The organism is Caulobacter vibrioides, assembly GCF_002310375.3.
Classification (GTDB): Bacteria; Pseudomonadota; Alphaproteobacteria; order Caulobacterales; family Caulobacteraceae; genus Caulobacter; species Caulobacter vibrioides_D.
This window is the reverse complement of sequence record NZ_CP023315.3, coordinates 2,734,323-2,757,278: the sequence shown is the minus strand read 5'-3', so window position 1 is coordinate 2,757,278 and position 22,956 is coordinate 2,734,323. Positions and strand designations below refer to the sequence as shown.

The window sequence follows — 22,956 nt, the reverse complement described above, 5'->3', positions numbered from 1 at the left end:
CAACGGGCTAACATGGCGGCGGCGACCTTCTGGTCGCCGCCGTGTTTGTTTCAAGGAAGCTGTTCGCGTGAACGCCATCATCCGGGGCAAGCCCGACAATCTCGACGAGATCGGCCAGCGTTTCGAACGCGCGCAGCTGACCCGGTCGGTGTTCCTCAACAGCGTCCCCAAGGCGGGCACCCATCTGATCCGCAACATCCTGCGGATGTTCGTCGATCCCGATCAGCACTGGCGGCGCGAGTATATCCAGCACGCCCTGCTGTCGCGCAGCCGCGACGCCTTCGTGGCCGACAAGCCGATGATCAGCTGGGGGCACATGCTGTTCTCGGACGAGGCGGCGGTGGCCTTGCGCGACACCCGTCACATCGTCCTGGTGCGCGATCCCTATGACTGGGTTCTGGCGCGGGCGCGCTTCTATCTGTCCGACGAGTTCCAGGGGAACCTCGAGCACATCAAGAACGGCGGTGCGGCGGTCGAGGACGTCATCATGATGATGATCCTGGGCGCCCACGGCCGCGTACCGGACCTGAAGGACGTCTTCAGCATGAACGCCGTGGCCTGGATGGGCTCAAGCGCCGTGGTCGTGCGTTACGAGGACATCGTCGAGAACCTAAAGGATCTCGGTTCCAAGCGCGCCGAGGCCTTTTTCCGCCAGCTGCTGGCCGACTGCGGCCTGGACCTGCCCGCCGATTGGCGCGAGCGGGTCGAGGTCGGCGCCGACCCTAAGGAAAGCCGCACCGCCCGCGAGAACCTCAAGGTCACGGTCGAGGTGCCCAAGGTGTTGTCAGACACCCACAAGCGGGTGGTGGACTTCCATGCTCCGGGCCTGCGGGCGCTACTGGGCTATCGGTAGGCCATAATCCTCCCCCCAGCGGGGGAGGTGGCGCGAAGCGCCGGCGGGGGAAGAGGCGAGGCGCAGGACTTCCCCCTCCGTCGGCTACGCCGACACCTCCCCCGCTGGGGGAGGATTGGAGCTCCGCGGCCCGCGACCAATCGTCTCGCTGCGGCGATTAACCGAGATTCACCACGCGTGAGTACATCGCCTTAACCATCCCGGGCCATCCTGTACTGGAATGGGATTGGAGGGGGCCGCATGGGCCAGCACGTGGAAACCCTGGTGATCGGGGCCGGTCCGGCCGGCCTGACCACCGCCTATACCCTGGCCAAGGCCGGGCGCGGCGTGACCGTGCTGGAGATGGACGCGACCTATGTCGGCGGCATCAGTCGGACCGTCGACTACAAGGGCTTCAAGTTCGACATCGGCGGTCACCGGTTCTTCTCGAAGAGCAAGGAAATCGTCGACCTCTGGAACGAGATTCTGCCCGACGATTTCATCGACCGGCCGCGCCTGTCGCGCATCTATTACCGCGAGAAGTTCTACGCCTATCCGCTGAAGGCCTTCGAGGCCCTGGCCAACCTGGGCGTATGGACGGCCGCCAAGTGCATGGCCTCGTTCGGCTGGGCCAAGCTGAACCCGATCGCGGCCCCGACCACCTTCCACCAGTGGGTGCGCAACCAGTTCGGCGAGAAGCTGTTCTCGATCTTCTTCAAGACCTACACCGAGAAGGTGTGGGGCATGAGCTGCGATGAGATCTCGGCCGACTGGGCCAGCCAGCGGATCAAGGGCCTGGACCTGGGCGCGGCGATCATCGACGGCGTCAAGCGCTCGCTCGGCCTGCGCGGCAAGGCGGCCGAGGGCGGACCCAAGACCCTGATCGAGAGCTTCCGCTATCCCCGCAAGGGCCCCGGCATGATGTGGGAGGCCTGCGCCGACAAGATCATGGCCCTGGGCGGCGACGTCCGCATGGGCCGCAAGGTCGACGGCCTGCACTACGACAAGATGGCCAAGATCTGGACCGTCGCGGTCACCTGCGCCGACGGCAAGACCGAGATCTACACCGCCGATCAGGTCGTCTCGTCCGCGCCGATCCGCGAGCTGATGCAGTCGATCAGCCCGACCCCGATCAGCGTCTTCCACGCCGGCGAGCTGATGTACCGCGACTTCATCACCGTGGTGCTGATCGGCAAGCCGCAAAAGGAGCTGCCGGACAACTGGATCTACATCCACGACCCGTCGGTGAAGGTCGGCCGCGTGCAGAACTTCCGCTCGTGGTCGCCGGAGATGATCCCGGACGGCGTCTCGACGTGCCTGGGGCTGGAATATTTCTGCTTCGAGGGCGACGGCCTCTGGACGACCTCGGACGAGGACCTGATCACCCAGGCCAAGCGCGAGATCGGCAAGATCGGCTTGATGGAGCCGGCGGACGTCTACGACGCCTGCGTGGTGCGCCAGCACAAGGCCTATCCCGTCTATGACGACGCCTACGCCGAGCACGTGAAGATGGTCCGGCTGGACCTGAAGATGCACTTCCCGGGCCTGCACCTGGTGGGGCGCAACGGCATGCACAAGTACAACAACCAGGACCACGCCATGATGACCGGCCTGCTGACGGCCGAGAACATCATCGCCGGCGAAATCATCCACGACGTATGGGAGGTCAACGAGGACGCCGAATACGGCGAGGCCGGCGTCTCCGGCGCCCGTGAGGCCTTGCGCAGCGAGCGCGCCGTGCCGACCAAGGTGGCCGCATGATCTTCACCCTGGCCGGACCGATCTGGCGCCTCCTGCCGGAGGGCTTTCGGGAGCTGATCCTCTATGGGCTGGTCAGCGCTGCGGCGCTGGCGGTCGACTGGGGGCTTCTGGTTCTGCTGACCTGGATGGGCGTCGACTATCTGGTGGCGTCGGGCGTTGGTTTCTCCTTCGGCATCGGCGTGGCCTACGTCCTGTCGATCCGCGTCGTCTTCGCGCACCGTCCGATCGCCGATCGCTGGCGTGAGTTCACCGGCTTCCTGGGCGTGGGCCTGGCGGGTCTGCTGCTGACGCAAGGGCTGATGATCGTCTGCGTCGAGGCCTTCGGGATGGCGCCGGCGTCGGCCAAGGGCCCCACGGCTTGCCTGGTCTTCCTGTTCAACTTCACCGTCCGCCGGGCGCTGCTGTTCCGAGCGCCGCGCGCCGACATCGCCGGGTCGTGAACGGACTAGGACGTTTCGCTGACAGCCGCTGGCTTGGCTGGCTGGCGGCGTTCGGCCTGTTCCTGCTCAGCCGTCCGTTTCCGGGCGTCCACCACGACGGTCGCCTCTATGTCGGCGACGCCATGGCCAAGCTGGACCCCGGTGGGGTCGGGCGCGACCTGATCTTCGTTCACGACGGCCAGTTCGGCTTCAGTCTCTACACGCCTCTGTTGGCGCGGCTGATCGCGGTGCTGGGCGTCTCCGGGGCGACCCTGGCGATCGTCGTCGTCACGCTCCTGCTGTGGTTCGCGGCCCTGGCGCTGTTGATCGAGCGGCTGCTCGCCGATCGTCCCCCAGGCGAACGCTGGGCCGCCCTGGTCTTCGCCGCGATCCTGCCGCCGCTCTATGGCGCAATGAACGTCATCGGCTTTGGCGAGCCCTACGCCACCCCGCGCGGACTGGCCGAGGCGGCGGGCCTCTTGGGCATGGCCAGCTATCTGTCGGGGCGGCGTATCCTGGCCTTGAGCGCTTGCGCCCTGGGCATGCTGTTTCATCCGATCATGGGCCTGTGCGCGGCCGCCGCCATAGGGCTGGCGATCGGTCTGGAAGATCGTCGCTGGCTCTGGGCGGGCCTTGTGGCGCTGGGCGTCGCGGTGATCGCGGGCGTTCTGCGTCTGCCCCTGGCTGACCGTATCGTCACGGTCATGGACCCCGCCTGGCGAGCGATCGTCGAGACCCGCAGTCCGATCCTGTTTCCATCGCTTTGGTCGGCCGAGACCTGGGGGCGCCTGACCGTACAGGCCTGTACGCTCGCCGCGGCCGCGTCCCTGCTGACGGGCGCGCCCCGCCGGCTGGCGCTGGGCGCGCTGGCGGCCGGACTGGCGGGGGTGGCGGCGAGCGCATTGCTGGCCGACCACCTGTCGCTGCTGCTCTTCCTACAGGCCCAGACCTGGCGCACGCTGCAGCCGTTGGCGGTGCTGGCCACGATCGGTCTGGCTCTGGTCTGCGTCGAGGCCCCCAAGAAGGGCGCGATGGGCCTGATCGGCCTGGCGTTTCTGGGCATGGCCTGGATGGTTCGGGGCATCGGCGATCTTGGGCTGCTGGCCGCGCCGGTCGGCCTGGCGTTCCTGCTGCTGGGCGATCGGGCCCGACTGTCGCGGCCCAGACTTTATGGCGCGGTCGCGGTCGGTGTTCTCGCTGCGGCGCTGGTGGGCTACGGGGCGCTGCGAAGCTACGCTTTGCGCGAAACCCTGGCCCGTCTGCCGGAAGTCTGGCCCTTCAGTCAGGGCCTGGTCTGGGCCAGCGACCTGCCGGCCCTGCTGATCGCAGGCGCAGTTGGTCTCTGGATGGCGAGGTCATGGCCAGCGCCCAGCCGGTCCTTGCGGCTTGGCGGTCTGCTGCTGGTCGGGCTGTTGGCGGCCCTGCTCTGGGACGACCGATCGGCCTATATCCGCCAGCGTGACATCGGCCGTGATCCCGCCTTGGTCTCGCTGATCTCCGCCAGACCGGGCGAGGTTCTCTGGCTGGCGGGCGATGTCGAGCCGTGGATTGTCGCCGGCCGGCCCAGCTGGATCAGCAAGGTTCAGAGCGCGGGGGTGGTGTTTTCGCGTCCGCTGGCGATGGCGCTGCATGATCGGGTGGCGCGGGTCGAGGCCGCCGGCCTTGCGGGACGCGACTGGATCCGCCCGCTGATGATGGACGCGCTCAAGCCGCCGACGCCCAGGCTGGAAAAGGTCCTAGCCTTCTGCGCGGCCTCCGACGCGCCGGCGTGGATCGTGTCGCCGCTCTGGGACGGGGAGGGGGCTCTGGACCCTCGTCTTGGGGCGCGGACGTGGTCCCCCAAGGCGGCCTATGCCGAGGATCTGACGGACGCGGCGGGCCGTCGCTGGATGACCGCGCGTCGCTACGCGGTGATTCCGTGTCGGGGCGCCTGAGCCGGCTCGACGGTTGCGCGGGGAGCCTCCAGGAGGCTTGCGCCCCAGCAGACGAAATGCACGAAGGCGTCGGCCAGCACGACAATCGCCGCCAGACCAAAAAGGCTCGAAATCGTTAGGATCGCCAGGACCGACATGGTGATTTCCCGTTCGCTTGAACAAGCCAAACGGGCCGCGGAAGTTCCGTAGGCGGCGCTCGAAAACATCGAAAAATCACACATATGGTTGACAACGTTGTCACGTTTCCGGTGAATGCGGCATCCGCGCGAAGACGGATTTGACACATCGTCACTAGGGAGTGGTGCAGTGATTGCGTTCCTGACGTTCGACCTCGGAGGTGTCGGCCAATGACCGACTCCGCGATCGCGAAATCCACGACCAAGGGCGGGGGCGTCAAACTCGCCGTCGTCTACGTGACCTGCCTGTTCTTCATCTGGGCGCTGGTCACCAACCTGCTCGACCCGCTGCTGAAGACTATGAAGACGGTCTTCACCCTGACGCCGGTCGAGGCCAGCCTGACGGGCTTCGCCTTCTTCATCGCCTACGGGATCATGTCGCTGCCGTCGGCGGCGTTCCTGTCCAAGCTGGGCTACGCCCGCTCGGTGATGGTGGGCCTGGGCGGCATCGTCGCCGGCTGCTTCATCGCCATCGCCGCGGCCAAGCTGCACACTTTCGGCGTCTTCCTGGTGGGCCTGTTCGTGATGGCTTCGGGCGTCACGCTGCTGCAGGTCGCGGCCAACCCGCTGATCGCCTCGATGGGCAAGCCCGAGGAATCCTCGTTCCGCCTGAACCTGTCGCAGGCCTTCAACTCGCTGGGCGCGGCCTGCGGCCTGTGGTTCGGCGCGAACTTCCTGCTCAAGGGCGAGATCTTCGAGAAGGACGTCGTGATCACCGACGCCATGCGCGAGCAGGCGCTGGGCTTTGTCAGCAACGTCTATCTGGCCATCGGCCTGGGTCTGGCGCTGTTCATACTGCTGATCTTCATGGTCCGCCAGAAGATCACCGACGCCGCCCCCAAGACCGGCCAACTGGTCAATCCGTTCACCGCCCTGACGTCCAAGTGGGCGAACCTCGGCGCGATCGGCATCTTCCTCTATGTCGGCGCCGAGGTGGCGATCTCGCTGCACCTGCTGCTGTTCCTTGAGCAGTCGCACATCCTCGACATCTCTGCGGAGCAAGCGGGCAAGCTCACGACCTTCTACATGGTCTTCGCCATGATCGGCCGCTTCGCCGGCTCGGCCCTGCTGAAGACCATCAAGGACTACGTCATGCTGGCCATCGTGGCCGTGGGCGCGATCGGCCTGTGCCTGGTCGTGATCCTGACCAAGGACATGACGCCTTCGGCCCACGCCGGCACGGTGAACCTGCTGCTGGCCTCGGCCCCGGTGACCTCGGGCCTGATCCCGGCCTTTGCGGCGCTGCTGATCGGCCTGTTCAACTCGATCATGTTCCCGACGATCTTCACCCTGACCCTGCAGCGCTCGTCGGCGCCGACCTCGGCGACCTCTGGCCTGCTTTGCATGGCCATCGTCGGCGGCGCCTTCCTGCCGTTGGCCTTCGCCAAGATCGAAGAGATGACCGGTTCGATGGCCATGGGCTTTGCGGCCCCGCTGGTCTGCTACGTCTACGTCCTGTGGTTCGCCCTGGTCGCCAAGAAGGCCCCGACCCACGAGATCCAGGAGGGCGTGGCCAGCGGCCACTAGCCCTTCGCCTGAGACTGCCCTGCAAGCGCCCCCGGGAGGTTCGTCCTCCCGGGGTTCTTTTTTGAGGCGATGTGCGGGGCGCCAACGTCGAGAGCGCCACGCTTTCAGGCGCTTCAGATTTCCTGGGGGCGCCCTGGGAAAAACCTCGCTCGTAATTCCCATCACGCGGCACGACATTGCACGGCGATACGATTGTCGAGGAATGTCATGGCCGCCACGCAGACCAAGAGCAGCCGCTTCATCAGCGGGTTCGGGGCCCAGGTCCTGATCGCCATGGTCGCGGGCTTGGGCCTGGGGCTGCTGGCTCGCTACTGGGGGCCGGCCGAAGGGCAGGGCGGCTACGCCTTGGCGGAGACCCTGCGTCAGGTGGGGCAGATCTTCATCCAGCTGTTGCGGGTCCTGGTCCCGCCGCTGGTGTTCACCGCGATCGTCGCCAGCATCGCCAACATCGCCCAGATGCAGAACGCCGCGCGCCTGGTGTGGCGGACGCTGTTCTGGTTCGCGGTCACGGCCCTGATCTCGGTGCTGATCGGGATCGCCTTGGGCCTCGTCCTCCAGCCTGGTCTGCACGCCAGCCTCGACGCCGCCGCCGCCAAGGCGCCCAAGACGCATGGCTCGTGGCTAGATTTCCTGACGGGTCTCGTGCCCGTGAACATCCTGGGCATCGCCGCCTCGACGAAGATCTCCGACGCGGGGGCGGCCAGTACGTCGCTGTCGTTCAACGTCCTGCAGATCGTGGTCATCTCGCTGGTCACCGGCGTCGCAGCCCTCAAGGTCGGCGAGGCGGGCGAAGCGTTCCTGAAGTTCAACGCCTCGGCCCTGGCCATTGTGCGCAAGGTGCTGTGGTGGGTGATCCGCCTGACGCCGATCGGTACGGTGGGTCTGTTTGGCAACGCCGTCGCCCAGTACGGCTGGACGACCCTGGGGCAGTTGGGCGCGTTCACCGTGGCCATCTATGCGGGGCTAGGCCTCGTGTTGCTGGTCGTCTATCCGGCCTTGCTGGCGCTGAACGGCCTGAACCCGATCCGCTTCTTCCAGGGCGCCTGGCCGGCGATCCAACTGGCCTTTGTGTCGCGCTCGTCCATCGGCACACTGCCGGTGACTGAAACCATCACCGAGACGCGTCTGGGCGTACCGCGCGCCTACGCCGCCTTCGCCGTGCCGCTGGGCGCGACCACCAAGATGGACGGCTGCGCGGCCATCTATCCGGCCATCGCCGCGATCTTTGTCGCCCAGTTCTTTGGGGTGCATCTGGTCTGGTCAGACTATCTGCTGATCGTCTTCGTGTCGGTGATCGGCTCGGCGGCGACAGCGGGGCTGACCGGCGCGATGGTGATGCTGACCCTGACCCTGTCCACCCTGGGCCTGCCGCTGGAAGGGGCGGGGCTTTTGCTGGCCATCGACCCGATCCTGGACATGGGCCGCACGGCGGTGAACGTCGCGGGGCAGGCGCTGGTCCCGACCCTGGTGGCCAAGCGCGAGGGCATCCTCGACCTTGAGGCCTACAACGCTCCAGGCGCGTCGCCCGCCGCCGTGCTCCACGCGGCCGAATAGGCGAGCGCGGTTGCACGGTGACGCTTTAGCGGCGAGTTTGCCCGCCTCGTGAAGCGTCGCCGGGGGATTCCATGGTTTTGAAGACGAAGACCGGCGGCCCCGTGGGGCCGAGCCGACGCGGATTCCTGTCTGGCGCAGGGGCGCTGGCGGGTCTGGCCGTGACGGCGCCCCCGGCCTTCGCGCGGGCTTCGGGGCGTATCGAGGCCCTGCTGGCCCAGATGACCCTCGAGGAGAAGGCCGGCCAGCTTTCGTGCTTCGCCGACATGATCCGCCCGCCGATCGGCGACATCAATCCGCTGGTCAATATCCGCAACGCCCAGACGCTGACGGCCGAGATCAAGGCGGGACGGATCGGGACGCTGATGAACGGCGTCGGCGCCCAGGCCGCGCTCGAGACCCAGAAGGCGGCGGTCGAAGGTTCGCGCCTGAAGATCCCGCTGCTGTTCGCCGCCGACGTCATTCACGGCTTCCGGACCGTCTACCCCATCTCGCTGGCCGAGGCGGCCAGTTTCGATCCGCACCTGGCCGAGCGGACGGCGCGGGCGGCGGCGGTCGAAGCCTCGGCGTCGGGCCTTCACTGGACGTTCGCGCCGATGGTCGACGTGGCGCGCGATCAGCGCTGGGGGCGCGTGGCCGAAGGCTCGGGCGAGGACGTCTATCTGGGCGAAGTCATGGCCGCCGCCCGCGTGCGAGGCTTCCAGGGACGTGACCTGAAGGCTGACGACAGCATGCTGGCGACGCCCAAGCACTTCGCCGGCTATGGCGCGGTGATGGCGGGCATGGAGTACAACGCGGTCGAGATGTCCGAGGCGACGCTGCGCGAGACGCACTTGCCGCCGTTCCAGGCGTCGTTCGCCGCCGGGGCGATGACGACGATGTCGGCCTTCAACGACATCAACGGCGTTCCGGCCACCGCCAATCGTCGCTTGCTGACCGACGTGCTGCGCGGGGAGTGGGGCTTCAAGGGGGTCGTGATCTCGGACTACACCGCCGACCAGGAGCTGGTGGCGCACGGCTATGCGGCCGACGATCGCGACGCCGCCCGACTGGCCCTTCTGGCGGGCATCGACATCAGCATGCAGAGCGGTCTCTACATCCGCTATCTGCCTGAACTGGTCGCTTCCGGCGCGGTGCCCGTCGAGGCCGTGGACCAGGCTGTCCGGCGCGTCCTGGCGTTGAAGGAGGCCATCGGCCTCTTCGACAACCCGTATCGGTCTCTGGATCCCGAGGTCGAGCGCAAGCACACCGCCACGCCCGCGATGCGCGCGCTCAGCCGCGAATCCGGCGCTCGCTCGATCGTGCTGCTGAAGAACGACCAGAACCTGCTGCCCCTGCCGAAGGTGGGCAAGCGGCTGGCCTTGATCGGGCCGTTCGCCGATGACCGCGACAACGTGCTGGGCGCCTGGGGCGGCTTCTTCGCCGATCGCAGGCTGAACGTGGACCTCGCCACTGGCCTGCGCGCCCAGATGGCGGATCCCGCCAGCCTCATCGTCGAGCGCGGCTGCGAAGTCGAGACCACCATCGCCGGCGGCTTCGAGCGCGCGGTCGCCGCCGCGCAGGCCGCCGATATCGTCCTGCTGGCGGTCGGCGAAAGCCAGGACATGACCGGCGAGGCCAAGTCGCGCACCGACATTCGCATTCCCGCGGTCCAGCAGCGTCTGGCCGAGGCGATCGCCGCCACGGGCAAACCGGTGGTCGTCCTGTTGCGCCATGGTCGAGCCATCGCCCTGGAAGGCGTCGTCCGGGATGCTCCCGCCATCGTGGCGACCTGGTTCCTAGGCAGCGAGATGGGTAACGCGGTGGCCGATGTGCTGTTCGGGACGGTCAACCCGTCCGGCCGACTACCGGTCAGCTTCCCGCTCGACAGCGGACAACAGCCCTTCTTCTACAACAGCCGCTCCACCGGACGTCCGGCGCCCGCCGATCCAAACGCCCAGGAATACAAGGCGCGCTGGCGGTCGATCCGTAACGATGCGCTCTATCCCTTCGGGTTCGGGCTGGGCTACGCCGGTTTCGCACTGTCCGACCTCAAGCTCAGCGCGACCCGACTGGGATGGGATGAGACGCTGCGCATCAGCGCCAAGGTTCAGAACACGGGGCAAGTTCACGGCGAACACGTGGTGCAGCTGTACATCCGCGATCGGGTCGCCAGCCGCACGCGTCCGGTGCGCGAGTTGAAAGGCTTCCAGCGTGTCGCTCTGCCCCCCGGCGCCGCGCATGAAGTGCGGTTCGAACTCAAACGGGAAAACCTGATGTTCGTCGGCGACAATGACTATTGGATCGTCGAGCCGGGGCTTTTCGACGTCTGGGTCGCCAACTCCTGCGTTGACGGTCTGGTGGGCGGCTTCGAACTTTTGCCGCCCAATCGGGAGTGATCCCCGAATCAGGGTCTTAACCAAAGCGCGGGGCGGGGCGCCTCGATCGCGCCTCGCGCAGGCGACTTGACCACGAATATTAGTCGCCCGGTAAGAGATCGGCTGGCTACAGGTATTGGCGCGTTGCGAAGCCTGGATGGTCTGAGGCTTTGACCTAAAAGGGTTTTTCCAGTTTCTGGCTGTCGCTCGATGAGTTCTTCTGGTTGCGCCGGGGAACAATGTCGATCTGCGGCCGCGTGTCTCGTTGAAAGGTCTTGGAAAGGAAATATGGTTACCACGGTGTAGCCTAGTGTGGCTGCATTGGGGCGCTTGCGTATCGGGCGCCTTCGCATTGCTCGGACGCGCGTTGGGGGCGTCCACCAGCAAGGATGGACCAATGGCGATCTCCAGTCTTTCCGCCGCGCAGATCTCCGCGCTGTCGGCCACCGCGATCCAGGGGCTGACGACGACGGACATCCAGTCCCTCAACGGCACCCAGATCGCCGCGATCAGCGCGACCGGTATCGGCGCGCTCGCCGACACCCAGGTCGCCGCGCTATCGACCACGCAGGTCAAGGCGCTGACGGCGACCCAGATCCCGAAGTTCGCGACGTCGGTGGTTTTCGACGTCACGCAGCTGACCCAACTTTCCACCCAGCAGGTTTCGGCGCTCACCTCCACTCAACTGGCGTCGCTCGACACCTCCCACATCGCCGTCCTCAGCGCGACGCAGCTTGGCGCGCTCTCGGCGACCAATTTCTCGGGCTTCGACACCACCCAGGTCGGCCAACTGAACGAGACCCAGGTCAAGGGGCTGACGGCCAGCCAGATCAAGGGGCTGACCACCACCGACATCGGCGAACTGGCCGGGACGCAAGTCGGCGCGCTTGCGGCTGATCGCGTCGCCGCCCTCAGCGTCACCAACCTGTCGGCGCTGGACGCGACGCAGGTGGGAGCGCTCAGCACCACCCAGGTGGCGGCGCTCTCGACGACCCAACTGAAGGGTCTGAACACCACCGATATCGGCGAGTTGGCGACGACCCAGGTCGGCGCGCTCTCCGCCGCCCAGGTCGGAGCGCTGTCGGCGACGAACTTCTCGGCGCTGAGCGCCACTCAGGTCGGCGCGCTGTCCGTGACCCAGGTCAAGGGCGTGACCGTTGACCAGATCAAGGGTCTGTCGACCACCGACATCGGCGAGCTGGCCGACACGCAGGTTGGCGCCCTGAGCACGGCGCAGATCGGCGCTCTGGCCACCACCCAGACCCAGCAGCTTTCGACGACCCAGTTGGCGGTGTTGGCCTCGACCCAGGTCGCGGCCCTGGGCGCCACGAATTTCTCGGCGTTGAACGCCACCCAAGTGGGCTCCTTGAACGAGACCCAGATCAAGGGTTTGACCGCCGCTCAACTGGGCGCGCTGACCACGACCGACATCGGTGAGCTTGCTGACACCCAAATCGCGGCGCTGTCGGCGACGCAGCTTGGGTCCCTCTCGGCGAGCGCCTTCTCGGCGCTGGACGCCACTCAGGTGGCGGCGCTGTCGACGACGCAGGTCAAGGGCCTGACGACGACCCAGCTAAAGGGCCTGACGACGACGGATATCGGCGAGTTGGCCGACACCCAGATCGGCGCGCTGGCGACCAGCCAGCTGGCCGGAGTGACGGCGACCAACGTATCGGCGCTTAGCGCGACCCAGGCCGCGGCGCTGTCGGTCACTCAGATCAAGGGTCTGACGGCCGACCAGTTGAAGGGGCTTTCGACCACCGACATCGGCGAACTGGCCGACACCCAGGTGGCGGCGCTGTCTGCTGACCAACTGAAGAACCTGTCTGCGACCAATGTCTCGGTGCTCAGCCAGACCCAGGTTTCGGCCCTGACCAACACCCAGGTCGCGGGGATCACCACGACCCAGCTCAAGGGGCTGTCGGTCACCGATATCGAGGAGCTGTCGGCCACGCAGGTCGGCGCTCTGACGACGGCTCAGATCGGCTCACTGGCCTCGACGCAGGTTCAGGAACTGTCGACGACTCAGATCGGCGGGCTGTCTTCCGCGCAAGTCGGGGCTCTGACCCCGACGAACCTCGCCCTGCTTGACGCGACCCAACTGGGCGCGCTGACGAGCACCCAGATCAAGGGTCTGACGAACGCCCAGATGGCCGGGCTGACGACGACCAATGTCAGCAACCTGGCGGACACCCAGGTCGGCGCCCTGTCGTCGACTCAGCTGGGCGCCCTGACGGCGACGGGTTTCTCGACCCTGAACAGCACTCAGGTCACCGCGCTGAGCGAGACCCAGGTCAAGGGCCTGACCGCGACGCAGCTCAAGGGGCTGACCACCACCGACATCGGCGAGCTGGCGACCACGCAACTGGCGGCGCTGTCGACCGCGCAACTGGGCGCGCTGACGGCCACCAACCTGTCGGCGCTGGACGCCACCCAGACGGCGGCTTTGACCACCACCCAGATCAAGGGTCTGACGGCCGATCAGTTGAAGGGCCTGTCGACCACCGACATCGGCGAATTGGCCGACACCCAGATTGCGGCCCTGACCGCCGATCAGATCAAGAATCTTTCGGCCACCAACGTCTCGGCGCTTAGCCAGACCCAGGTTGCGGCGTTGAACGCCACCCAGATCAAGGGTCTTACGACGACCCAGCTGCAAGGCCTGACGACCACCGACGTCAGCGAGTTGGCCGACACCCAGATCGCCGCTCTGGCCACGTCGCAGATCACCGCGCTGAGCCTGACCAATGTGAAGAGCCTGTCGACCACGCAGGTCGGCGCTCTGAGCGCGTCTCAAGTGGGAGCCCTGTCGGCGACGAACTTCTCGGCGTTCGACGCGACCCAGGTCGGGGCGCTCAACGAAACCCAGATCAAGGGCCTGACCACGGCTCAGCTCGGCGGGTTGACGACGACGGACATCGGCGAACTGGCGACGACGCAACTGGCGGCGCTGGCCTCGACCCAGATCGGCGCGCTGACGCCCACCGCCTTCTCGGCGCTGGACGCCACCCAGACCGCCGCCCTGACGACGACCCAGGTCAAGGGCCTGACCGCGACCCAGCTGAAGGGGCTGACGACCACCGACATCGGCGAGCTCGGCGACACCCAGGTGGGCGCACTGAGCGCCACCCAGCTCGGAGCGCTGACGGCGACCGGTTTCTCGGCCTTGAACGGAACCCAGGTCGCGGCGCTGACCACGACCCAGGTCAAGGGTCTCACCGCGGATCAGATCAAGGGCCTGACGACGACGGACGTCGGCGAACTGGCTGATACTCAGGTCGCAGCGCTGTCCGCCGATCAGATCAAGAACCTGTCGGCGACGAACGTTTCGGCGCTGAGCCAGACGCAGATCACCGCACTGAGCAACACCCAGGTCCAGGCGCTCTCGACGACGCAGCTGAAGGGCCTGACCACGACCGACATCGAAGAGCTGTCGGCCACTCAGGTCGGGGCGCTGTCGGCGGCCCAGATCACGGCCCTGGCCTCGACCCAGGTGCAGGAGCTGTCGACGACCCAGATCGGCGGTCTCTCCTCGACCCAGATCGGCGCGATCACGGCCACGAACTTCAGCCTGCTGGACGCCACGCAGTTCGGGGCGCTGACCTCGACGCAGGTGAAGGGCGTCACGAACGGCCAACTGGCTGCGCTGACGACGACAAACGTCGGCAACCTTGCGGACACCCAGGTGGCTGCGCTCTCGGCCAGCCAACTGGGCGCTCTGAATGCGACCAACTTCTCGACCCTGAACGCCACCCAGGTCGGCGCGCTCACCGAAACCCAGATCAAGGGCGTGACGGCGACGCAGCTCAAGGGTCTGACGACCACCGACGTCGCCGAGCTGTCGACCACCCAGGTCGCGGCGCTTTCGGCGGCGCAGATCGGCTCCTTGACGGCGACCAACGTCTCGGCGCTGGACGCCACCCAAGTAGCCGCGCTTACCGTCACCCAGATCAAGGGGCTCACGGCCGACCAGATCAAGGGCCTGTCGACCACCGACGTCTCTGAACTGGCCAACACCCAGATCGGCGCGCTGACGGCCGATCAGATCAAGAACCTGTCGTCGACCAACCTGTCGGCGCTGGACGCGACCCAGACGGCCGCCTTGAACGTCACCCAGCTGAAGGGCCTGACGAACACGCAACTGGGCGGGCTGACGACGACGGACATCAGCGACCTGGCCGATACTCAGATCGCGGCCCTGTCGTCGGCGCAGATCACGGCGCTGAACGTCCAGGATCTGACGACGACGCAGATTTCGGGTCTCAGCTCGACCGTGATCGGCGCCATTGGCCCGACCAAGTTCTCGGCCTGGGACGCCACCCAGGTTTCCGCGCTGAACGCGACCCAACTCAAGGGTCTGACGACCAGCCAGTTGACGAGCCTGACGACGACCGACATCGGCGAACTGGCCGACACCCAGGTGGCCGCGTTGACCGCGACCCAGCTTGGCGCGCTGTCGCCCACGGGCTTCTCGGCGCTGGACGCCACTCAGGTGGCGGCGCTGTCGAGCACGCAGATCAAGGGGCTGACCGCCACCCAGCTGAAGGGCCTGACCACCACCGACATCGGCCAACTGGCCGACACCCAGGTGGCCGCGTTGACCTCGACACAGCTTGGCGCGCTCACCGCGACCGGCTTCTCGGCGCTGAATGAGACGCAACTGGCGGCTCTGAGCACCACCCAGGTCAAGGGTCTGACCGCCGATCAGCTGAAGGGTCTGACGACCACCGACATCGGCGAGTTCTCGACGACCCAGATCCAGGCCCTGACGGCCGATCAGCTCAAGAACCTGTCGGCGACGAACATCTCGGCCCTGGCCGACACTCAGGTCGCGGTGCTGTCCAACACCCAGATCCAGGCGCTTTCGGCGACCCAGCTGAAGGGCCTGTCGGTCACCGATATCGACGAGCTGTCGGCGACCCAGGTCGGCGCGCTTTCTGCGGCGCAAATCGGCGCCCTGGCCACTACGCAGGTTCAGGAGCTGTCCACCACCCAGATCGGCGGTCTGGCGGCCACCCAGGTGGCGGCGATCACCACGACCAACCTTAACCAGCTCGACGCCACCCAGATCGGTGCGCTCAGCACCACCCAGGTCAAGGGCCTGACGGCGGATCAGCTCAAGAACCTGTCGACGACAAGCGTTGGCAACTTGGCCGACACCCAGGTTGGCGCCTTGTCGGCCACGCAGCTTGGCGCCCTGACCGCGACGGGCTTCTCGACCCTCAACGCCACCCAGGTCGGCGCTCTGAGCGAGACGCAGGTCAAGGGTCTGACGGCCACCCAACTGAAGGGACTGACCACCACCGACATCGGTGAGCTGGCGACGACCCAGTTGGGGGCGCTCACCGCAGTGCAGATCGGGGCCCTGACGACGACGGGCTTCTCGGCGCTGAACGCAACCCAGGTGGGCGCGCTCACCACGACCCAGGTCAAGGGTCTGACGGCTGATCAACTCAAGAACCTGTCGACCACCGACATCGGCGAACTGGCCGACACCCAGGTGGCGGCCCTGACCGCCGACCAGATCAAGAACCTGTCGACCACCAACATCTCGGCGCTGTCGGCGACCCAGTCGGCGGCTCTGACCTCGACCCAGGTCAAGGGTCTGACCAACACCCAGATCCAGGGGCTGAGCACCACGGATGTTGGCGACCTCGCCGACACCCAGATCGCGGCGCTGCAGACCTCGCAGCTCGCGGCCCTGGCCACGACCCAGGCGCAGGTCCTGTCGACCACCCAGCTGGGCGCTCTGAGCGCAACGCAGCTTGGCGCGCTGACGACCCAAGCCTTCTCGGCCCTGGACGCGACCCAGGTGGGCGCCCTGACGACCACCCAGGTCAAGGGGCTGACCAACAGCCAACTGACCGCCCTGACGACGACGGACGTTGGCCAGCTTGCGGACACCCAGGTGGGCGCCCTCAGCGCGACCCAACTCGGCGCGCTGACGGCCACGGCCTTCTCGGCCCTGGACGCCACTCAGACCGCGGCGCTGACGACGACCCAGGTCAAGGGTCTCACCGCCACGCAGTTGAAGGGCCTGACGACCACCGACGTCGGCGATCTGGCCGACACCCAGGTCGGCGCCCTCAGCGCGACGCAACTTGGCGCCCTGACGGCCACGGGCTTCTCGGCTCTGAACGCCACCCAGGTCGCGGCGCTGACCGCCACCCAGATCAAGGGCCTGACCGCCGATCAGCTGAAGGGCCTCAGCACCATCGATGTCAGTGAGTTCTCGACCACGCAGATCACGGCCCTGACCGCTGATCAGCTGAAGAACCTCTCGGCGACCAACATCTCGGCCTTGGCCGATACGCAGGTCGCGGCGCTGAGCAACACGCAGATCCAGGCGCTGTCGGCGACGCAACTGAAGGGTCTGTCGGTCACGGACATCGAGGAGCTGTCGGCGACGCAAGTCGGCGCGCTCTCCGCGGCCCAGGTCGCGGCGCTGGCCTCGACCCAGGTGCAAGAGCTGTCGACCACGCAGATCGGCGGTCTCTCCGCCACGCAGATCGGCGCGATCTCGGCCACGAACATCAGCCTTCTGGACGCCACCCAGGTGGGCGCGCTCTCGACGACCCAGGTCAAGGGTCTGACGGTCGCCCAGCTGGCGGGTCTGAGCACCACCAATATCGGCGACCTGGCGGATACGCAGGTGGGGGCGTTGAGCTCGACCCAGCTGGGCGCGCTGACGGCCACCGGCTTCTCGACTCTCAACGGCACGCAGGTCGCGGCGCTGAGCAGCACGCAGCTCAAGGGCATGACGGCCACGCAGCTTAAGGGCCTGACCACCACCGATATCGGTGAACTGGCCGACACCCAGGTGGCCGCCCTGACCGCCGCCCAGATCGGGGCGCTGTCGTCGACCAATGTCTCGGCGCTGAACGCCACTCAGGTCACCGCCTTGACCACGACGCAGGTCAAGGGCCTGACCGTGGATCAGCTGAAGGGCCTGACCACCACGGACATCGGTGAGCTGGCGGACACCCAGATCGCGGCCTTGGTCCCCAGCCAGTTGCTGGCGCTGTCCACGACCAATCTGTCGGCTCTGAACGCCACCCAGATGGGCGCGTTGACCGTGACGCAGATCAAGGGCCTCAGCGTCGACCAGGTGAAGGGCCTGACCACCACGGATATCGGCGAGCTGGCCGACACCCAGGTCGGCGCTTTGACCACGTCGCACATCGGCGCCTTGGCCACGACCCAGGCGCAGCAACTGAGCACCACTCAGCTGTCCGCCCTGACGGGCTCGCAGCTGGGCGCTCTGACGGTCACGGCGTTCTCGACGCTGGACGCCACCCAGGTGGGCGCGCTGACGAGCACCCAGGTCAAGGGCATCGGCACGACCCAGTTGGCCGGCCTGACCACGACGGATATCGGCCAGTTCGCCGACACCCAGATCGCCGCGCTCAGCACGCAGCAGCTCGGGGCCCTGTCGGCGACCAACCTCTCCGCCCTGGACGCCACCCAGACCGCCGCCCTGACGACGACCCAGATCAAGGGCCTGTCCGTCACGCAGCTTAAGGGGCTCAGCTCAACCGACGTCTCTGATCTCGACGCCACCCAGATCGGCGCCTTGACCTCGACGCAACTTGGCGCACTGACCACCACGGTGATCGACAGCTTGACCACTACCCGGATCGGACAGCTGCAGACCACGCAGCTGCCGGGCTTGACGACGACGCAGCTGGACTACCTCTCGACCACCAATATCGAGGCGATGACCAGCACCCAGGCCAACGCCCTGACCGCCACTCAGGTGCAAAGCCTGAGCGACGCGCAGGTCGTTTCGTACCTGACCGTCACCTGATCCTGAGGTCCGCCGTTGGTCGCTTCGAAGACCAGCGGCGGATCACCTCTCGGCCGATGGCCGAGGTTACGCCCCCATGCCATGATCGCGTTAAGCTGACTCGCGCGCCGCGTTTGCTCGCGCCTGTTCGCCGCCTTTCGGTTTCAGGAAGACAATGGCCGACGTCGACACCTTGGACATGCTCGCCAAACTCACTGCGGACGGTTGTCCGCTTGGCGACGTCATCACCCTCGCGAGTGACCTTACGGCGCGCGGTCAGCCCGCCCTTGCGGATCAGGCCTACAAGATCTGGAACCAGTTCAACGCCGAGCATCCTCAGCTCTGCGTCGCCCTGTTCAATCGGTCGGTCCTTCAGGCGGCGCTGGGCGATAACGGTGGAGCGGCGGCTTCACTCGAGCGCGCTGTCGCCATCAATCCCGACTTCATGCCCGCCTATGTGAACCTGGGCGGTCTGCAAGAGCGGGCGGGACTGAGTGAGCTGGCGATCGCGACCTGGGAAGCCGGAGCCAACCGCCCCATCGTTCTGAACGGCGTGGGCGCCGGCTATGCCTTCACCTGCCTGAAGCAGATCGCGCGTCTGCTGGGCGATATGCATCAGCCCGCCCGGGCGGAGCTGGCGTTGCAGCGCGCTGCGGATATCGACCCGCACGCCATGGACGTCATCGGTCAGCTGGTCGCCACGCGGCTCTCGCAGTGCAAGTGGCCCCCCGTGCAGCCGACCGAGCGCCTCAGCCGCGCGACGCTGCTGATGGGCGTGAACCCGCTGTCCATCGCGGCCTATTCCGACGATCCTCTGCTTCAGCTGGGCGCGGCCAATCGCTTTATCGAACGCGATGCCAAGACTACCGCCGAGCAGATCCGCGCCGACCGGCGAGACGCGTCGATCGACCTGAACGGCCGTCGTCCGCGCGTCGGCTATATCTCGTCCGACCTTCGCGACCATGCCGTCGGCTACCTGATGGCCGAACTCTTTGAGGTGCATGACAAGTCGAAGGTCGAAGTGTTCGCCTACTACTGCGGCCCAGAGTCCAGCGATGGCCTCAACACCCGCATCCGCGCAGCGGCGGAGCACTTCATCGACATCCGCCCCATGAGCGACGACGAGGCCGCCCAACGCATCGCCGATGATGGGATCGACATTCTGGTCGACGTGAACGGCCACACCCGCGACGCCCGCACCGCCGTCTTCGCCCGCCGCCCGGCGCCGATCCTGGTCAACTGGCTGGGCTATCCCGGCACGATGGGCAGCGACTATCACCACTACATCATCGGTGATCCGTGGATCATCCCGCCGGAGATGGAGCTCTACTACTCCGAGGCCGTGCGCCGGATTCCTTGCTACCAGCCCAATGATCGCCGGCGGGTGGTGGCCAGCGAGGTCCCGACGCGGGCCGAGGCGGGCTTGCCTGAAGACGCCTTCGTGTTCTGCTGCTTCAACGGTACGCAGAAGATCACGCCGCACGTCTTCGACCGATGGATGGAGATCCTGAAGCGTACGTCGGGCAGCGTGCTCTGGCTGCTGGACAGCAACCCGGAGACCAACGCTCGCTTGCGCGACGCCGCCGAGGCGAGGGGCGTGGACCGCACGCGCCTGGTCTTCGCACCGAAGATGCAGAACGCCTTCCACCTGGCGCGCTATCGCTTGGCGGACCTCTTCCTGGACACCACCCCGTACGGTGCCCACACCACGGCCTCGGACGCTCTGTGGATGGCCGTGCCGGTTCTGACATGGTCGGGCCGCTCGTTCGCCTCGCGGGTCTGCGGCAGCCTGGTGCGCAGCGCCGGCCTGCCCGAACTGGTCGTCGACAGCGCGGGGGCCTATGTCGAAAAGGCCGTCGAGATCGGCTCTGACCGCGCTCACGCTCAGGCGTTGCGCGCGACGCTGGAGGCCAATCGCGACACCTGCGTCCTGTTCGACATGGACCTGTTGGCCGACAAGCTGGAGGCGCTCTACAGCGAGATGATCGCCGAGTATCAAGCCGGCCATCGCCCGAAGCCCAACCTCGCCAATCTGGCCACCTATCTCGAGCTGGGCCTTATCCTCGATCGTGATGAGCGTGAGGCGCAGAACGAGCCCGATCTTCACGATGTCTATCGTCGCGAACTGGCGCGGCGCCACGCAGTCAAGGCCATGGCGCCCGACGGACGCCTCTGGGAAGGCGAGGGGCAGTGAACCGCGAGCAACTGCAGGGCCTGAAGCTGGACGGCTATGCGCCGCGCACAATGCTGGACATCGGCGCGCACGTCGGCAGCTTCACACGCGGCTTCCTGCAGGTGTTTCCCGACTGCGCCCCGACGCTGGTCGAGCCCAATCCGTTCTGCGAGGCCGATCTGGCGGCCATGCCGTTCGAACGCCACATGGTCGCCGCGTCGCACGAGAACGGCGAGGCTGAGCTATTCCTGACCAAGGAATGGCTGCAGTCGACCGGGACCTCGCTCTATCGCGAGAACACCGACTTCTTCCGCGACGACGTGATGATCCGCCGCGTCGTGCCCAAGGCGCGGCTGGACGACCTGCTGGCCGGGCGGCGCTTCGACTTCGTCAAGATCGACACCCAGGGCGCGGAGCTGGACGTGCTGCGCGGCGGCGAGACGGTCCTGCGCCAGGCCGACTACATCCTGCTCGAAATCTCGGTCGTGAACTTCAACGAGGGCGCACCGCCCGCCGAGCAGGTGTTCGAGCAGCTGCGGTTGATGGGTTTCGTACCGGCCGACGTCACCGATTTCCATCGCCTGCGGGGCGTGCGCGACGGCGGCCTTCTGCAGCTGGATTTCCTGTTCAAACGCCGGGCGGCGCGGCCCTCGCAGTTTGGTCAGCTGACGGGCCTCAACGCGCTTGGTGAACTGGTCGCCCATCTGCGCGCCCGCAAGGCGGAGGATCCGGCTTTCCGCGTGCTGTTGATCGGCGGCGGCCCACCCGGATGGCCCGAGGACCTGCGCGACGCCACCCTGGGCGGACCTGCGGGGGAGCATGTCGGCGATCTCTCCGATCCGGACACGTACCGAGCCCTGCTGACGCAGGTGGCGCGAGAGGGACGCTTCGACTACGCCGTCGCGCCGCATGTCCTCCAGACCCTGGCTCGTCCCTCGGTGCTGCTGGAGCGCCTGCCGTTGATCGCCGAAGCCGGCTGGATCACGACGCCCTCGCGCTATCTCGAGGTGCTTAAGATCGAGGGCGCGCATCGTGGTTTCGCGCACCATCGGTGGGGCGTCGACAATGACCAGGGCGTGCTGGTCCTGGCGCCCAAGACCCCGCTGGTCGAACGGATGACCTTTCCAGGCGAAGCGCAGTGGCGGCAGGCGACCGACCGCTTCGAGCTACAGGTCGGCTGGCGTGGCGGACTGCGCTACGAGATCCTGACGGGGGAGGGCGTCCTCCCGAGCCAGGCGGCGGCCAAGACCTTGCTAGGGCGCTTCTTTGAGGGCGTGACCCCCGATGAGGAGGCGGCGATCCCGGCGCCGGAAGCCCCGCTCGACGTCGCCGCCGAACTGGCCAAGGCGATGGCCGCCGCACGGGACGCCAGCGCAGGCCTGCACCCCCTGGGGCGCATGAAATACTATCACGACGCCGTCAGCCTGATCCTGTGCGAGCCGCTGACCGCTGAACGTCTGGCCTTGTTCGAAGCGCTGCTCGACGAGGCGGCGGCGCTGCATGTCGAGCCGCCAGCGCCCGAGTGGCGGGACTGGGTTATCCACTACCAGGTGGTGATGGAGGCGCTGACGGGCGCCAAGCTGGACGCGCCAACGCCTGCAGCGGTCGACGATGGCCCTCAAGTCTTCTTGACCGGCGATGGCCTCACGCTCGACGCCGAAGGGCTGAAGGCGCACGCCGACGCCGTGGGCGCCCAAGTCGTGTTCTTCGCCGCCGCCGACGCGCGCTATGTCGAGCTCTATGCGCGCTGGCTGGCCTTGTCGGTCATCAAGCACAGCGACGTGCCGTTCCTGGTCGTGATCCATGTGATCGGCGGCGCCGAGCGCCTCGCGGACGCCGCCGCAACCGTCGGCGTGAGCGATCCCCGCCTCATCTTCACCGGCGATGTCTTCGACGCCTCGGCCGTCACAACGCGTTGCTACGAAGCCCCGCCCAAGGGGCTGATCGAGATTCCGGTCGCGCACTATCAGTCGGTGCGTTTCCAGCGTCTGGGCGGGCTTCTGGATCTGCTACAGAGGCCGGTGTTCGTCTCCGACATCGACCTGCTTTTGCAGCGGGGCGTTGAGGACCTTCTGGACCAATGGCGCGACGCCGATTTCGTGATCAACGAGAACGAGCGCAACACCCAGGCGGGCTCGCGGATCACGGCCAATCTGCTCTTGGCGCGACCCACGGCGACGACCGCGATCATGCTGCGCTGGCTACGCGCCTATCTCGACGAGCGGCTGTCGCGCGAGACGGTCACGCGCTGGATCGATCAGGTCGCCTTGAACCTGGCGCGCCATCACTTGGCGTTGCAGGTCCAGGACGCGAGGATCGGCGCCTTCGACACGCTCAGCGACATAAACAACGTGATGTTCAGCCAGTACGTGCCCGGCCATCCGTTCCGCTTCCTGTCGCTGTATCACGGCTTCGACACGTCGACCCTGGAGGAGTAGGG

The 22,956-nt window shown here is 66.8% G+C and carries 11 protein-coding genes; all 11 read left to right on the top strand.

Features of this window, described 5'->3' with window-relative positions; translation table 11 throughout:
* The first annotated feature begins 67 nt into the window (after positions 1-67).
* The 11 genes from CA606_RS13030 to CA606_RS12980 all read left to right on the top strand — a co-directional run bounded on the left by CA606_RS13030 (position 68) and on the right by CA606_RS12980 (position 22,954).
* Entirely contained in the window at positions 68-853 is a 786-nt protein-coding gene (locus tag CA606_RS13030; RefSeq protein ID WP_096050739.1) for a hypothetical protein, read from the top strand.
* Between the two features lie 240 nt (positions 854-1,093).
* Complete coding sequence (locus CA606_RS13025) at positions 1,094-2,593, top strand: NAD(P)/FAD-dependent oxidoreductase (protein WP_096050740.1); 1,500 nt, start codon at positions 1,094-1,096, stop codon at positions 2,591-2,593.
* Positions 2,590-3,033, top strand: coding sequence for a GtrA family protein (locus CA606_RS13020; RefSeq protein WP_096050741.1), 444 nt, complete (start codon positions 2,590-2,592; stop codon positions 3,031-3,033). Before CA606_RS13025 ends, CA606_RS13020 begins: the two co-directional genes overlap by 4 nt.
* Positions 3,030-4,946: a hypothetical protein gene (locus CA606_RS13015; RefSeq protein WP_096050742.1), complete on the top strand. Its 1,917-nt coding sequence runs from the start codon at positions 3,030-3,032 to the stop codon at positions 4,944-4,946. Before CA606_RS13020 ends, CA606_RS13015 begins: the two co-directional genes overlap by 4 nt.
* Before the next feature lie 306 nt (positions 4,947-5,252).
* Positions 5,253-5,297 carry a hypothetical protein gene (locus CA606_RS13010; protein WP_181242902.1) on the top strand — a complete coding sequence of 15 codons (45 nt, stop codon included), beginning with the start codon at positions 5,253-5,255 and terminating at the stop codon, positions 5,295-5,297.
* Positions 5,294-6,649 (top strand): sugar MFS transporter, encoded by a 1,356-nt coding sequence (locus CA606_RS13005; protein WP_096050743.1) that lies wholly within the window; start codon positions 5,294-5,296, stop codon positions 6,647-6,649. The genes CA606_RS13010 and CA606_RS13005 overlap by 4 nt, the downstream gene beginning before the upstream one ends.
* A 207-nt stretch (positions 6,650-6,856) precedes the next feature.
* Complete coding sequence (locus CA606_RS13000; RefSeq protein ID WP_096050744.1) at positions 6,857-8,203, top strand: dicarboxylate/amino acid:cation symporter; 1,347 nt, start codon at positions 6,857-6,859, stop codon at positions 8,201-8,203.
* Positions 8,204-8,274: 71 nt separating this feature from the next.
* Positions 8,275-10,578 carry a glycoside hydrolase family 3 N-terminal domain-containing protein gene (locus CA606_RS12995; RefSeq protein WP_096050745.1) on the top strand — a complete coding sequence of 768 codons (2,304 nt, stop codon included), beginning with the start codon at positions 8,275-8,277 and terminating at the stop codon, positions 10,576-10,578.
* 346 nt (positions 10,579-10,924) lie between these two features.
* Positions 10,925-18,364, top strand: a complete 7,440-nt coding sequence (locus CA606_RS12990) for a beta strand repeat-containing protein (protein WP_096050746.1) — start codon at positions 10,925-10,927, stop codon at positions 18,362-18,364.
* Positions 18,365-18,518: 154 nt separating this feature from the next.
* Positions 18,519-20,537, top strand: a complete 2,019-nt coding sequence (locus tag CA606_RS12985; protein WP_096050747.1) for an N-acetylglucosamine transferase — start codon at positions 18,519-18,521, stop codon at positions 20,535-20,537.
* Complete coding sequence (locus CA606_RS12980) at positions 20,516-22,954, top strand: FkbM family methyltransferase (RefSeq protein WP_096050748.1); 2,439 nt, start codon at positions 20,516-20,518, stop codon at positions 22,952-22,954. Before CA606_RS12985 ends, CA606_RS12980 begins: the two co-directional genes overlap by 22 nt.
* The last annotated feature ends 2 nt before the right edge of the window (positions 22,955-22,956 follow it).

Excerpts from the sequence above, each read along its gene's own strand:
- CA606_RS13025 (WP_096050740.1), top strand. The coding sequence starts at position 1,094 with ATGGGCCAGCACGTGGAAACCCTGGTGATCGGGGCCGGTCCGGCCGGC.
- CA606_RS12995 (WP_096050745.1), top strand. The coding sequence starts at position 8,275 with ATGGTTTTGAAGACGAAGACCGGCGGCCCCGTGGGGCCGAGCCGACGC.
- CA606_RS13020 (WP_096050741.1), top strand. The coding sequence starts at position 2,590 with ATGATCTTCACCCTGGCCGGACCGATCTGGCGCCTCCTGCCGGAGGGC.
- CA606_RS12985 (WP_096050747.1), top strand. The coding sequence starts at position 18,519 with ATGGCCGACGTCGACACCTTGGACATGCTCGCCAAACTCACTGCGGAC.
- CA606_RS13005 (WP_096050743.1), top strand. The coding sequence starts at position 5,294 with ATGACCGACTCCGCGATCGCGAAATCCACGACCAAGGGCGGGGGCGTC.
- CA606_RS13000 (WP_096050744.1), top strand. The coding sequence starts at position 6,857 with ATGGCCGCCACGCAGACCAAGAGCAGCCGCTTCATCAGCGGGTTCGGG.